11 protein-coding genes and 1 tRNA gene are annotated in these 13,023 nt (G+C 70.0%); 7 read left to right on the plus strand and 5 right to left on the minus strand.

Features of this window, described 5'->3' with window-relative positions; translation table 11 throughout:
* Positions 1 to 32 precede the first annotated feature (32 nt).
* Together H9651_RS02080 and H9651_RS02085 are read left to right on the plus strand one after the other, a co-directional pair.
* Positions 33 to 383 carry a DUF485 domain-containing protein gene (locus tag H9651_RS02080; protein WP_191717424.1) on the plus strand — a complete coding sequence of 117 codons (351 nt, stop codon included), beginning with the start codon at positions 33 to 35 and terminating at the stop codon, positions 381 to 383.
* Positions 380 to 1,996 (plus strand): solute symporter family protein, encoded by a 1,617-nt coding sequence (locus H9651_RS02085; protein WP_191717425.1) that lies wholly within the window; start codon positions 380 to 382, stop codon positions 1,994 to 1,996. The genes H9651_RS02080 and H9651_RS02085 overlap by 4 nt, the downstream gene beginning before the upstream one ends.
* A gap of 63 nt (positions 1,997 to 2,059) precedes the next feature.
* On the opposite strand, the gene H9651_RS02090 is transcribed toward H9651_RS02085, so the two are convergent.
* Complete coding sequence (locus tag H9651_RS02090; protein ID WP_191717426.1) at positions 2,060 to 2,569, minus strand: methylated-DNA--[protein]-cysteine S-methyltransferase; 510 nt, start codon at positions 2,567 to 2,569, stop codon at positions 2,060 to 2,062.
* 175 nt (positions 2,570 to 2,744) lie between these two features.
* Here H9651_RS02090 and H9651_RS02095 point away from each other — a divergent pair, with 175 nt between their 5' ends.
* Positions 2,745 to 6,476 carry a DEAD/DEAH box helicase gene (locus tag H9651_RS02095; protein ID WP_404802978.1) on the plus strand — a complete coding sequence of 1,244 codons (3,732 nt, stop codon included), beginning with the start codon at positions 2,745 to 2,747 and terminating at the stop codon, positions 6,474 to 6,476.
* A gap of 180 nt (positions 6,477 to 6,656) precedes the next feature.
* Here the strand turns inward: H9651_RS02095 and mscL are convergent, their stop codons facing one another.
* The 3 genes from mscL to H9651_RS02115 are packed head-to-tail and all read right to left on the minus strand — an operon-like array spanning position 6,657 to position 8,060.
* Positions 6,657 to 7,079: a large conductance mechanosensitive channel protein MscL gene (mscL, locus tag H9651_RS02105; RefSeq protein ID WP_191717552.1), complete on the minus strand. Its 423-nt coding sequence runs from the start codon at positions 7,077 to 7,079 to the stop codon at positions 6,657 to 6,659.
* A 33-nt stretch (positions 7,080 to 7,112) separates the two neighbouring features.
* Positions 7,113 to 7,445, minus strand: coding sequence for an FmdB family zinc ribbon protein (locus H9651_RS02110; protein WP_191717428.1), 333 nt, complete (start codon positions 7,443 to 7,445; stop codon positions 7,113 to 7,115).
* An 18-nt stretch (positions 7,446 to 7,463) separates the two neighbouring features.
* Positions 7,464 to 8,060 carry a 5-formyltetrahydrofolate cyclo-ligase gene (locus H9651_RS02115; protein ID WP_191717429.1) on the minus strand — a complete coding sequence of 199 codons (597 nt, stop codon included), beginning with the start codon at positions 8,058 to 8,060 and terminating at the stop codon, positions 7,464 to 7,466.
* Positions 8,061 to 8,128: 68 nt separating this feature from the next.
* Between H9651_RS02115 and galU the strand changes: the two genes are divergently transcribed.
* The 4 genes from galU (at position 8,129) to H9651_RS02135 (ending at position 10,894) form a co-directional block, all read left to right on the plus strand.
* Positions 8,129 to 9,013 carry a UTP--glucose-1-phosphate uridylyltransferase GalU gene (galU, locus tag H9651_RS02120; RefSeq protein ID WP_191717430.1) on the plus strand — a complete coding sequence of 295 codons (885 nt, stop codon included), beginning with the start codon at positions 8,129 to 8,131 and terminating at the stop codon, positions 9,011 to 9,013.
* Positions 9,014 to 9,034: 21 nt separating this feature from the next.
* Positions 9,035 to 9,661 (plus strand): GNAT family N-acetyltransferase, encoded by a 627-nt coding sequence (locus H9651_RS02125; RefSeq protein ID WP_191717431.1) that lies wholly within the window; start codon positions 9,035 to 9,037, stop codon positions 9,659 to 9,661.
* Between the two features lie 85 nt (positions 9,662 to 9,746).
* Positions 9,747 to 10,742, plus strand: coding sequence for a large exoprotein (locus H9651_RS02130; RefSeq protein ID WP_191717432.1), 996 nt, complete (start codon positions 9,747 to 9,749; stop codon positions 10,740 to 10,742).
* Between the two features lie 79 nt (positions 10,743 to 10,821).
* Positions 10,822 to 10,894 (plus strand) — tRNA-Ala (locus tag H9651_RS02135).
* Between the two features lie 117 nt (positions 10,895 to 11,011).
* On the opposite strand, the gene H9651_RS02140 is transcribed toward H9651_RS02135, so the two are convergent.
* Positions 11,012 to 13,012 (minus strand): heavy metal translocating P-type ATPase, encoded by a 2,001-nt coding sequence (locus H9651_RS02140; protein ID WP_191717433.1) that lies wholly within the window; start codon positions 13,010 to 13,012, stop codon positions 11,012 to 11,014.
* Positions 13,013 to 13,023: the final 11 nt, after the last annotated feature.

The raw sequence follows: 13,023 nt of genomic DNA on the forward strand, positions 1-13,023 counted from the left end.
CGGACAGCACGAGTGGCAAGGAGGCCGCACAGATGACCGCAGCACACAATGAGACCGCCCCGCCGGGTGTGATCGACTACATCGCGGTGGAGGAATCTCCGCCGTTCCGCAACCTCAAACGCAGTCACCGCAGTTTCGTCTTCCCCTTGGCCATCGCGTTCCTGCTCTGGTACTTCGTCTACGTACTGCTGTCGTCGTTCGCACCGGACTTCATGAGTCAGCGCGTGTTCGGCGAGACGACTGTGGGGCTCGTGTTCGGGCTCGGACAGTTCGTGACCACTTTCGCCATCACGATGACCTACGTCTGGTACGCCAACCGCAAACTCGACCCGCAGTCCCAGGCCATCCGTGAGCAGCTCGAGGCGCAGGAGGCGGGGGCATGAACGAGATCTTCGGTGCCATCGAAGCCGCCGTACAGACGGTGGAGAACAACCCGATCCTGAACATCTCGATCTTCGGGGCGTTCGTCGCCGTGACGCTGTTCATCGTCATCCGCGCGAGCCGCAACAACAAGACCGCGGCCGACTACTACGCCGCGGGGCGGTCGTTCACCGGCCCGCAGAACGGCTTCGCGATCTCGGGTGATTACCTCTCGGCCGCGTCGTTCCTCGGCATCTGCGGCGCCATCGCCATCAACGGCTACGACGGATTCCTCTACTCCATCGGCTTCCTGGTGGCGTGGCTGGTAGCCCTGCTGCTGGTGGCCGAACTCATGCGCAACACGGGCAAGTTCACGATGGCCGACGTGCTGTCGTTCCGTCTGAAGCAGACCCCGGTGCGCATGGCCGCGGCCCTCACCACCCTCGCGGTGTGCTTCTTCTACCTGCTCGCCCAGATGGCCGGCGCCGGCGGACTCGTGTCGCTGCTGCTGGGCATCGACGACCAGGTGGGCCAGTCGATTGTCGTCGCGGTCGTGGGCGTGCTGATGATCGTCTACGTGCTCATCGGCGGCATGAAGGGCACCACCTGGGTGCAGATCGTGAAGGCATTCCTGCTGATCGGCGGGGCGCTCGGCATGACCGTGTGGGTGCTCGCCATCTACGGCTTCAACTTCAACTCTCTGCTCGAAGCCGCCGTGGCCGCCTCGCCCGCCGGCGAGGATGTGCTGGGACCGGGCCTGCAGTACGGCGCGAACCCGTGGGACTTCATCTCGCTCGCGCTGGCTCTGGTGTTCGGCACCGCAGGCCTGCCGCACGTGCTGATGCGCTTCTACACCGTGCCCACCGCCAAGGAAGCACGCCGATCGGTGGTGTGGGCGATCTGGCTGATCGGCCTGTTCTACCTGCTCACGCTGGTGCTCGGCTACGGCGCCGGTGCGCTGGTGACGCCCGATGTCATCCGCGCGGCGCCCGGCGGGGTGAACTCCGCCGCGCCGCTGCTGGCGCTGGAGCTCGGCGGACCCATCCTGCTCGGGTTCATCTCGGCGGTCGCGTTCGCGACGATCCTCGCGGTCGTGGCGGGCCTGACCATCACCGCCGCCGCGTCGTTCGCCCACGACATCTACGCCAACGTGGTGAAGAAGGGCAAGGTCGCTCCCGACGGCGAGGTCAAGGTCGCCCGTCGCACGGTCGTCGTGATCGGTGTGCTGTCGATCCTCGGCGGCATCGGCGTGCAGGGGCAGAACGTGGCGTTCCTCGTGGCGCTGGCCTTCGCGGTCGCCGCCTCGGCGAACCTGCCGACGATCCTCTACTCGCTGTTCTGGCGCCGGTTCACCACCCGCGGCGCGGTGTGGAGCATGTACGGCGGCCTCGCCGCCGCCATCATCCTGATCTTCCTGTCGCCGGTGTTCTGGGGGACGGAGACCAGCGTGTTCAAGAACGTCGGTACGGCGATCTGGCCGCTGAACAACCCGGGCATCGTCTCGATCCCGCTCGGGTTCTTCCTCGGCTGGCTCGGCACCGTGACCTCCACCAAGAAGGAGGACCCACGCCTGGCGGCCGAGATGGATGTGCGCTCGCTCACCGGCTTCGGTGCGGAGAAGGCCACCCACCACTGACGCCGAACGTCGCACGAACGGCCCCGGGCATGATGCCCGGGGCCGTTCCGCGTGCCGGGGGGCCTACTCGCCCGTCGCGGTCTCGAAATCGAGAAGGAACCGTTTGATCTCCGGTCGGCCGCCGTACTCGCCGATCGAACCGTCGGCGCGCACCACGCGATGCGCCGGCACGACGAGGGAGATGGGAGTGCGGGCGCAGGCGGTGCCCACGGCACGGTGTGCTCGCGGGCGCTGCGCCATGACCGCCACTTCTGCGTATGACGCCGTCTGGCCGTAGGGGATCTCGCACACCGCCTGCAGGGCCTCACGGGTGAAGCCGGAGACCAGCTGCCAGTCCAGTGGCACCTCGAAACGGCGCCGGCGGCCGATGAAGTACTCGTCGAGCTGTGCGGTGACGGGCGCCGTGGCATCGGCGTCGTGATCGGGCATCGCGTGCAGCAGGGCCGACAGCTCGGCGAGCTGGTCGTCGTGCGGGCCGTCGAGGATGTGCAGCGCGACCAGGCCCTCATCGCTCACCACGACGAGGGCCTGGCCGATCGGTGTCGGGTGCACCGAGTAGGAGGTCGCGGTCATGAGCCCATCCTGACCGCTGACCGCGACGCCGTGGCGGCGCAACCGCCCGATCCGGCGGAGCGGAGCGGATTCGGCGCCTGGGGAGGAAGCGCCGATGGAGCGGCGTGTCGGTCAATACCGCGAAACTCGGGTCCACGTCCAGCCGGACACGCGTGTGCCGCCTAGTCTGGCTCGTGTGTGGCGAGGAGACGGTAATGCGACGGCCGATGCCGCGGCGACGGATTTTCCGGCGTCCGTGACACCGGGCGATCTCGGCGTTGCCGAGCCGGGTGTCGTCGTGACCCATGTGGCCGAAGAGGCGCGTGCCCGGTTGCGACGGAAGGCGGCCGGCCTGGGCGGACGGTCGAGCCTGCTGCACTTCGCCGATGCCGGTGACGCCGGCATCGAGATCACCAAGGCCCACCCCGGCAGCCTTCCCCAGTTCATCACCGGCCGTTCGACGCTGCTGTCGAACCTGTTCCGCGACGAAGTGGCACTGCGCGGCGCACGGCTGGCCGCTGAGCGCATCACCGCGCGCGACGTCGAGTTGCGCACCGCCCGGGGGCTCGACACGGTCAACCTCGCGGTCGGCCTGGCGACCTGGCGCCTCGGGGGACTGGCGTGCACCGCCCCCGTGCTGCTGCGACCCCTCGCGATCCGCCGCCACCACTCCGACTTCGAGCTGAAGCTGCACGGCACCTTCACGATCAACCCCGAGCTGGTCCGCGCCGCGCGCACGCACTTCGGCATCGATCTCGACGGACGGGCACTCGCGGCCCTCGCCTACGACGGCGGTGTCTTCAAGCCGCAGCCGGTGATCGACCACCTGCGTGCCCTCACCGCCCGCATCCCCACCTTCACGGTGCAGCCGCGCCTCGTGGTGTCGACGTTCGCCGACGTCGGCTCGGCGATGGAATCGGACCTCACCCACCTCGACCACCCCGTGCTCAACGCGCTCGCCGGTCACCCCGCCGACCGTGAACGGGTCACTGCGGTGCGCCCGCTGCAGCCCGCGCACAACGCCGACGAACGGCCGCCCGCCGCCGACACCCTGCTGCTCGACGCCGACGCGGAGCAGGAGGGCGTGCTCGCCCGCATCATGGCCGGGCATTCCCTCGCCGTGCACACGCTTCCCGGCACCGGCGGCACCCAGACGGTCATCAACGCCGTCGGCTCGCTCGTGCAGGAGGGCAAGCGCGTGCTGGTCGTCAGCGCCCGCCGCTCCACCCTCGAGGGTGTGCGGCATCGCCTGGCCGGCGTCGGCCTGCCGGGCTTGGCGGTGTCACCCCGGCAGCTGCACCGCGATCTCGTGCGCGCGATCGCCCGCAACGAGAAGGCGGAGCAGCCCAAGGTCGCCGACATCGACGACGCGCTCGTGCGGCTGCGCAGCGTCTTGCGCGACTACCGCGGCGCGCTGACGTCGCGGCATCCCACCATCGGCGTCTCGCCGCTCGAGGCGCTGCGCACTCTGACCACCCTCGCGACGAAGACCCCGCCGCCGTCGACGAGCGCGCGGCTGGACCTCACGACGCTCGTGCGGCTGTCGACGCGCCGCACCGAGGCCGCGACCATGCTCGCCTCGGCCGCACGCCTGGGCGAGTTCCGCTTCGGACCCGACGATTCGCCCTGGTACGGCGTCAGCTTCGCCACCACCGAAGAAGCCCGAGCCGCGCACGCGCTGGCATCGCGGCTGCAGCGCACCGACGTGCCGAACCTGCTCGAGCGCGGGTACGAGCTCATCGGGCAGACACGCATGCGCCCCTTCCAGACCATCGCCGAGCTCGGCGGGCACCTGCGCCTGCTGCAGGGGATCCGCGACTCGCTCGACCGGTTCAGTCTCACGGTGTTCGAGCGGCCCCTGGCCGAACTCATCGAGGCGCACGGTCCGCGCCGCGACGCGCCGAACATGACCGGCGCCAACCGCCGGCGCCTCAAGAACCTCGCCCGCGAGTACGTGCGCCCCGGCATGCATGTCACCGACATGCACGCAGGGCTGCTGCGCGTGCAGCAGCAACGCGCCGAATGGCAGCGGTACGTCGAGCCCGGCGTGCTTCCGGAGGTGCCGCTGGGCCTGGCTGAGGTGCAGACCGCCTGGCAGCGGGTCGACGCCGACCTCGCCGCGCTGGACGCGGCGTTGGGACGCGGCCCCGGCGAATCGCTCGCACATCTGCCGATCCCGCGGCTGTTGCGCACGCTCGCCTCTCTCGCCGCCAAGTCCGACGTGTTCGACAACCTGGTCGAGCGCGCCACCCTGCGCACGAGCCTGGCCGAACTCGGCCTCGAGCCGCTGCTGGCCGAACTCTCGGTGCGTCACGTGCCCGAAGACCAGGTGGGCACCGAGCTGGAGTTCGCGTGGTGGCAGTCGGCGCTGGAGTATCTGCTGCGCACCGACCGGGCGCTGCTCGGCGCGAACACGAACGTGGTCGACCGTCTCGAGCGCGACTTCCGTCTCGTCGACGAAGCGCACGCCGCGGCATCCGGGCCGCTGCTGGCCGCGCAGCTGGCCACCCGCTGGAAGATCGCGATCGTCGACGAGCCGGTCGAAGCGGCATCGCTCAAGCAGGCGCTGCGCGAAGGCTCGGCGACCCCCGACGAGCTGGTCGGTTACGCCCCCACCCTCATGCGCGCGCTCGCCCCGGTGTGGCTCGCGTCGCCGTACGAAGTGCCGCAGATCCCCGACAGCCCCGATTTCGATGTGGTGATCGTGGCGGATGCCGCGGCCCTCAGCCTCGCCGAAGCCGCCCCCGCCCTGCGGCGGGCGCGCCAGGTCGTGGTGCTCGGCGACCCCGTGACTCAGAAGTCCACCCCCTTCCGGGTGTCGGCGGCGCTGGCGGGAACCACCGACGACGACGCACCGACGGTCGACCCCGATGAGCCGAGCGTGTTCGAGAGGCTCGCCGAGATGCTGCCCGTCGAAACGCTGACCCGCAGCTACCGGGCGGGCGGCGAAGACCTCGCCGAGCTCGTCAACGACGCGTTCTACGGCGGCGAGATCATGTCGCTCCCGTGGGCGGGGTCCTACCTCGGGCGGGGGAGCCTGGGCGTGGACTACGTCGAGGGTGGCGTCGGCGCGCCCGACCCCCTCACCGGTGCCGTCGAGAGCCCCGACGCGGAGGTGGCGCGCGTCGTCACCCTGGTCGTCGAGCACGCCGTCAACCGCGGCACCGAATCGCTCATGGTCGTCACCGCGAGCGCACGTCACGCCGAGCGCGTACGCGCCGCCGTCGAGTCGGCCTTCGCCGGGCGGTCGGACGTCGCCGACTTCCTCTCGCGCGACACCGCCGAGCCCTTCGCCGTGCTCACCCTCGAGGAATCGGTGGCCGAGAGCCGAGACCGCGTGATCTTCTCCCTCGGGTTCGGCCTCACCCGCCACGGCCGCGTGCTGAGCGACTTCGGCGACCTGTCGACCCCCGACGGCGAGCGGCTGCTGACGGTCGGCATGACCCGTGCCCGGCGCTCGATGGTGATCGTCTCCTCCATCCGGCCCTCCGCGTTCGACGACGGCCGGCTCGAGTACGGTGCTGCGACCCTCATGTCGATCCTCGGCGGCATCGCGGCCCGCTCGCGCGAGGCGCGGCTGGAAGACCTGGCCGACCCGCTGACCCTCGCCCTCGCCCGGGAGCTGCGGCGCCTGGGCGTCTCGGTCGACGTCGACTACCGTGGCCTGCTGCCGCTGGTGGCGCAGCACGGCGGCAAGGCGGTGGTCGCCGAGAGCGACCCCGAGGCGACCGGCGAGTCGCTGCGCGAGGCACTGCGGCTGCGGCCGCTCATCCTGCGGCGCCTGGGCTGGCACTACGTGCGCGTGCACGCGTTCGACCTCTACAGCGACCCCGCGGGGGTCGCCGCGCGCGTCGCGGGCCTGCTGGGCGTGCAGCCCGAGACTCCGACCGCCGACACCGCCACGCAGCCGATCGATGTCATCGACTGACCGGCAGCGCATTCAGCGGGTGCCGGGTTCGCGCCGGGCGAAGCTCACGCCCGCGCCGGGGACGAGCCCCGAACCAGTGCCCGCAGACGACGAGGACCCGGACACCGTCCCGCCCGTGACGGGCGAGAAGACGGCATCCGGGCCGAACGACGAGCGACTGCGACGCGATGTGCCGCCGCACTACTGAGCGGGCGGGGTCTTCTGCTTCTCGAGCAGATCACGGATCTGCACCAGCAGCTCCTGCTCGGTGGGCAGCTTCTCCTCTTTCTGCTCGTTGACGCCGGCCTTGCGGGCCTGGCGTTCCTTCCACCGGTTCATCGGCACGACGAAGACGAAGTAGACCACCAGCGCGACGGCGAAGAAGCTGATGATCGCGCTGATGAGGTCGCCGATCGGGAACGTCACCTGCTGGCCGTAGAGACCGGTGACGGTCGGGCCGGCGACGCCGTCTTTGTTCTCCTGATAGAACAGGGCGACGATCGGGGTGATGATGCTGCTGACGACGGCGTTGACCAAGGCGGTGAACGCGCTGCCGATGACGACCGCGACGGCCAGATCGATGACGTTGCCGCGCATGATGAAATCTTTGAAGCCCTTGATCACGAGGACTCCCTTCGTCTCTTCGGCCAAGGCCGGTCAGGAACCCGCAGCAGCGGGGGAAGCGGACGCTCCTGAAGACGATGATGACGAAGAAGCCGGCGATGCGGAACCCGTCGCGCTCGACGACCCGGAATCCTTCGAGCCGCTGCTGCTGCCGCCGCTGCCGCTGCCGCTGCCGCCCTTCGCGCCGCCGGCGCGCGAGTCGGTGCGGTAGAAGCCGGACCCGTTGAAGGTGACTCCGATCTGGCCGTACTGCTTGCGCAGCGCGCCGCCGCACTCGGGGCACTCGGTCAGCGACGGGTCGGCGAACGACTGCACCGCGTCGAAGCGGTGGTCGCACTGCTTGCAGGCATATGCATAAGTGGGCATGGGGTTCTTTCGGGTGATTCAGTGCCGCTGGGGCGACAGGACGATGGTCTGAGTGGGTGTCACGACGCCGCTCACCGGCTGGTCGTGCACATCGCGGGGGACCTCGTCGATGAGTTCCGAGTCGTAGATGACGGCGTAGACGGGCGGGCAGCGCTCCATCGATCCGAGCGTCTTGTCGAAGTAGCCGCGTCCCCAGCCGAGCCGCATGCCGCGGTGATCGACGGCGGCGGCCGGGATGACGAGCAGATCGACGTCGTTGACCGCGATGGGGCCGAGGAGTTCGCCGACCGGCTCGGGCAGCCCGAAGAGACCGTCGGTGACGTCGCCGTCGGGGGTCGCGACCGTCCAGTCGAGCAGCCCGTCGATGCGGGTGACCGGCAACAGCACGCGGATGCCGCGCTCGATCGCCGCGTTGACGAACGAGCGGGTGCCCGGTTCGGTGGGCGTGGACAGGAAGCAGGAGATCGAGCGGACGTCGGTGCGCGCGAGGAGCGCGTCGAGCTGGCGGTGCACACCCTCTTCGGCGGTGGTGCGCGCCTGGTCGCTCAGAAGCTGCCGGCGCTCGCGCAGCTCTGCACGCAGCGCCCGTTTTGCGTCATCGATGCCATCGGACATGCTGTTGATTCTAGGTTGCGCGGGTCGACCGCGTCGCCGGGCATCTCGGCTTGGATACACTGATCGGCATGTCTCTGCCTTTCAAAGCCGTCATTCCCGCGGCCGGACTCGGTACCCGATTCCTGCCCGCCACCAAGGCGATGCCGAAGGAGATGCTGCCCGTCGTCGACAAGCCCGCCATCCAGTACGTGGTGGAAGAGGCGACGCAGGCCGGCATCCAGGACGTCCTGATCATCATCGGACGCAACAAGAACAACATCGCCAACCACTTCGACCAGATGCCGGAGCTCGAAGAGCGGCTGCGCGCGAAGGGCGACCACGAGAAGCTTCTGAAGGTCGAGCACTCCACCGACCTCGCCGACATCCACATGGTGCGCCAGGGCGACCCGAAGGGCCTCGGTCACGCCGTGTTGCGCGCCCGTCGTCACGTCGGCGACCACCCGTTCGCGGTGCTGCTCGGTGACGACCTCATCGATGAGCGTGACCCGCTGCTGACCACGATGATGGCCGAGCACGAGCGCACCGGTGCCGCGATCGTCGCACTCATGGAGGTCGACGACGATCACATCCACATGTACGGCGTCGCCGCCGTCGAGCCGACCGATGAGGACGACGTCGTGCGCGTGACGGGTCTGGTGGAGAAGCCGACCGCCGAAGAGGCGCCGTCGAACTACGCCGTCATCGGCCGCTACGTGCTGGCCCCGAACGTCTTCGACATCCTCGAGCGCACCGAGCCCGGCAAGGGCGGCGAGATCCAGCTCACCGACGCGCTGCAGGAGCTCGCGGCCGACCCGAACGGGCCCGGCGTGCGGGGTGTCGTCTTCCGTGGGCGTCGTTACGACACCGGCGATAGAGTGGACTACATCAAGGCCATCGTGCAGCTGGCATCCGACCGGGACGACCTCGGCCCGGACCTGCGTCCGTGGCTGAAGGACTTCGCGGCGACTCTCTGACGCCGCACCCGAGGGGGATGCGTGGAACTGTCGCCTCGCGAGCACGGCCCCGTCTCGATCCGCATCGTGCGTCCTCGTGACGCGCGGGTGTTGCAGAACGAGCTCATGACCAACCGGTCGTGGCTGCGGCCGTGGGAAGCCACGAGCCCCGACGGGCCGGCGTCGTTCGACATGCGCTCCGGTGTGCGTCGCCTGCTGCAGCAGTATCGTGACGGGCTCGGTGTGCCGTTCGTCATGGAGTACGACGGCGAGCTCGCCGGACAGCTGAACGTGTGGGGCGTCTCGCGCGGGTCGCTGGCCTCGGCGACCATCGGGTACTGGGTGAGCGAGCGCTTCGCCGGTCGTGACATCACGCCGACGTCGGTGGCGCTGGCCACCGACGTCGCCTTCACGGAGCTGGGGCTCCATCGCATGGAGATCTGCATCCGACCCGAGAACCGGGCGAGCCTGCGTGTCGTGGAGAAGCTGGGGTTCCGCTACGAGGGGCTGCGCCGACGGTTCATCCACATCGACGGCGACTGGCGTGACCACTACGCCTTTGCGCTCGTGCGCGAGGACGTGCCCGACGGGGTGCTGCGACGCTGGGTGGCGGGGGTGGCGCCTCGGGATGCCGCTGCCATTCCGCCGTCGGATCGCCTGCCCGCCTGAACTTTCACCTTCTGGTTGAAGGCGAGAGTGCGACACGCGCACCGATGGTGGCTGTGGTAGGCGCTCGCCCGATACCGTTGTCGCCATGGGCGGACAGGTGCTGGGAGGCGGCGTGATCGTCGCCGTCGCGGTCGCCCTGTGGCTGGTGTACCTGCTGCCGTCCTGGCACAGCCGCTACCAGTACGAGGCCGCCGAACGCAACGCCGTGCGCCTGAACCGTGCTCTGCGCGTGCTCGCCGAGACCAGCGAGACGCCCGAAGAGGTGCGGCTCGAACTCAACGCGCGCACCGCCATGGCCCAGCAGCGGCTCGCGCGTCAGGTGATGGCCGAGCGCGAACAGGCCTCCCTCGTCGTCGCACGCACCGAACTCTCGCTCGCGAAGGAGAAGGCGCGCGCCGACGCGATCATCGCCCGCGAGCAGGCCCGGGCGCAGGCTGAAGCCGATCGCGCAGCAGCTGAGGCTGCCCGTGCCGATGCCGCGGCCGCCCGCGAACGCGCCGTGGCCGCCGCCGCGGCAGCCCGCGCGCTGCCGGCCGCCCGGCGGGCGCGTGCCCGTCGCCGTGCGCGGCTCACCGTCACCGTGTTCGCCCTTGCGGGCCTCGCCCTCGCGGGATGGGGCGGGTTCGAACTGATCGTCTCGGGCTCTCAGACGATGCTGTGGGCGGGTGCAGGCGTCTTCGCCACATCGGCACTGCTGCTGACGCGCATGGCGCGGGTGCGCACCCGTGGTGCGATGGTCTCCGCCATCGCCCCCGAAGTGCGCCGGGCCGCCGCCGGCCCCGTGCAGGATGTCTCCCTCGAGGACGAACGTGCATGGACGCCGCGCGAGCTGCCCCGCCCGCTCACGGCATCCACCGGCTCGCGTGCCGCCGCCGAACTCGACGCCGCTGCGGCTCGCCAGGCCCTGCGCCAGGCGGCCCGCGAAGAGGCGATGCGCGAGCGCGCCGCCCGCAACGCGCCGCCGTCGATCGCGGTCGCCCGCGCCGCGCGGGCGACGGCGACGCCCGCCGCGACGAGCGACGACGCGACGATCGAAGCCCACGTGCGGGACCTTCTCGCCCGTCGCGCCTCGGGGCAGTGACACGCCGCGCCGAGGCCATCGCGAGGGGGTCTCGGTTCGAGCGGGATCACTGAATCGTGATAGTGTTTCTGAGGTTCACGGGCCTGTGGCGCAGTTGGTAGCGCGCTTCGTTCGCAATGAAGAGGTCAGGGGTTCGAATCCCCTCAGGTCCACCGAAATTTTGAGAAGATCGACAACTGCCCCGTCTGATGACGGGGCAGTTTTCGCTTCTGGGGACGGTGGGGCGCCAGCGGCTGGTCGCCTACCTGCCCACCTCCGCGGCTTCGATGTCAGGCGTTCATGTGCTGCACCGCCGCCGCGGTGGACGTCTTGCGCTTCGGCTTCGCGGTGGCGCCTCGGGCGTTGCGCAGCAGCCGCATCGCGTTGGCGATGACCACCAGCACCGACCCCTCGTGCACCAGCATGCCGATCGACATCGTCACCCCACCGGCGAAGACGCCGGCCAGCAGCAGCACCACGGTGACGAGCGCGATCGCGATGTTCTGCCGCATCACCGACACGGTGCGCTTGGCCAGGCCGATGGCCTCTGGCAGCGTGAGCAGGTTGTCGCCCATCAGGGCGATGTCCGCGGTCTCCACGGCCACAGCCGAGCCGGCCGCTCCCATGGCGACGCCGATATCCGCCGTGGCCAGGGCGGGGGCGTCGTTGACGCCGTCGCCGACCATGGCGACCGTGTAGCCCTCGTGCTGCAGCTGCGTGACGACGTGCAGCTTGTCCTCGGGGAGCAGGGCGGCGTGGATCTCGTCGATTCCGGTGGCCCTCCCGATGGCCTCGGCCACCAGCAGGGTGTCACCGGTGAGCATGACCACCTTCTGCACGCCGGCCCGGTGCAGGCGGGCGACCATCTCGGACGCATCCGCTCGGAGTCGGTCGGCGACGGCGACGACGCCGATCACCTTGTCATCGACCGCCGCGATCATGGGCGTCCGGCCTTGGGCAGCGAGCTCTTGCGACACCTGAGCGGCACTGCCGTCATGAACGACGCCGTACTGCTCCAGCAGCGGCGGGTTGCCGATCAGCACGAGGTGACCATCGATCTCGGACGCGATGCCCTTGCCGGGGACCGGGGTGACGGTACCCGGGACGCCCTGCGGGCCGACGCCCTCGGCCTGCGCGGTCTCCAGGATGGGGCGGGCGAGCGGGTGTTCGGAGCCGGCCTCGGCGGCGGCAGCCCAACGCAGCACGTCGCTGCGCCCCAGCGCGGGGGCGAGCACCACGACGTCGGTCAACTGCGGGCGCCCCTCGGTCAGGGTGCCGGTCTTGTCGAGGGCGACCGCCGAGATCTTCGCCGCGGTCTCGAGGAACTCGCCCCCCTTGATCAGGATGCCGTTACGTGCGGCGCGGCCGATGCCGGCCACGATCGCGACCGGGATCGAGATCACCAAGGCGCCGGGGCAGCCGATGACCAGCAGCGTCAGGCCGAGCACCACATCGCCGGAGACCAGGGCGGCCACCAGGGCGAGCACCATCACCGCGGGGGTGTACCAGCCTGAGAAGCGGTCGATGAACGCCTGGGTGCGGGCCTTGGTGTCTTGGGCCTCCTCCACCCGGTGAATGATCCGGGCCAAGGTGGTGTCCGCACCGATTCCGGTGGCCCGCACCTGCAGGAAACCGCCCCGGGAGACGGTGCCGGCGAAGACGCGACCGCCCGCGGCTTTCTCCACGGGGATCGACTCACCCGTGATCGAGGCTTCATCGATGGCGCCGGTGCCGGAGACCACCTCACCGTCGACGGGGACCTTCGCGCCGTTCTTGACCAGCACGATCTCGCCCATCCTCACCTGCGCGGCGGGGACCTCCTGTTGCCGACCGTCGCGCACGACGATCGCGGAATCCGGGGCGACAGCGACCAGCGCGGTCAGCGCCGAACGCGTCTTGTCCAGGGTGGCGGCCTCGAGTGCGTGGCCGACCGCGAACAGGAACGTCACCGCCGCGGCTTCCCAGAAATTGCCGATGATGACGGCGCCGATGGCCGCAACCGACACCAGGAGGTCGATGCCGATGACCTTGCCGGTCAGCGAACGCACCGCCGTGACCACGATGCCGTAGCCGGTGACCACGGCCGCGGCGATCATGAAGGCATCCCCGAGGGTGAAGACCGCGCCGGCGTGCGCGGCGTGGGCGCCGGCATCGAGCCACCACTGCGGGCTGACGGTGAGATCGGCGGCACCGTCAGCCAGTCGCTGGAGGGCGAACGAGATGATGATGAGCACGCCGGACACGAGGGGGACCGACCAGTTCCCCGACACCCACTTCTGCATCCTGTTCATTTTGGGCTCGT

Source organism: Microbacterium pullorum, from assembly GCF_014836535.1.
GTDB lineage: Bacteria > Actinomycetota > Actinomycetes > Actinomycetales > Microbacteriaceae > Microbacterium > Microbacterium pullorum.

Coding starts and splice junctions, on each gene's coding strand:
- H9651_RS02130 (WP_191717432.1), top strand. CDS start 9,747: ATGGGCGGACAGGTGCTGGGAGGCGGCGTGATCGTCGCCGTCGCGGTC.
- H9651_RS02080 (WP_191717424.1), top strand. CDS start 33: ATGACCGCAGCACACAATGAGACCGCCCCGCCGGGTGTGATCGACTAC.
- H9651_RS02110 (WP_191717428.1), bottom strand. CDS start 7,445: ATGCCCACTTATGCATATGCCTGCAAGCAGTGCGACCACCGCTTCGAC.
- H9651_RS02115 (WP_191717429.1), bottom strand. CDS start 8,060: ATGTCCGATGGCATCGATGACGCAAAACGGGCGCTGCGTGCAGAGCTG.
- H9651_RS02090 (WP_191717426.1), bottom strand. CDS start 2,569: ATGACCGCGACCTCCTACTCGGTGCACCCGACACCGATCGGCCAGGCC.
- H9651_RS02140 (WP_191717433.1), bottom strand. CDS start 13,012: ATGAACAGGATGCAGAAGTGGGTGTCGGGGAACTGGTCGGTCCCCCTC.
- H9651_RS02085 (WP_191717425.1), top strand. CDS start 380: ATGAACGAGATCTTCGGTGCCATCGAAGCCGCCGTACAGACGGTGGAG.
- galU (WP_191717430.1), top strand. CDS start 8,129: ATGTCTCTGCCTTTCAAAGCCGTCATTCCCGCGGCCGGACTCGGTACC.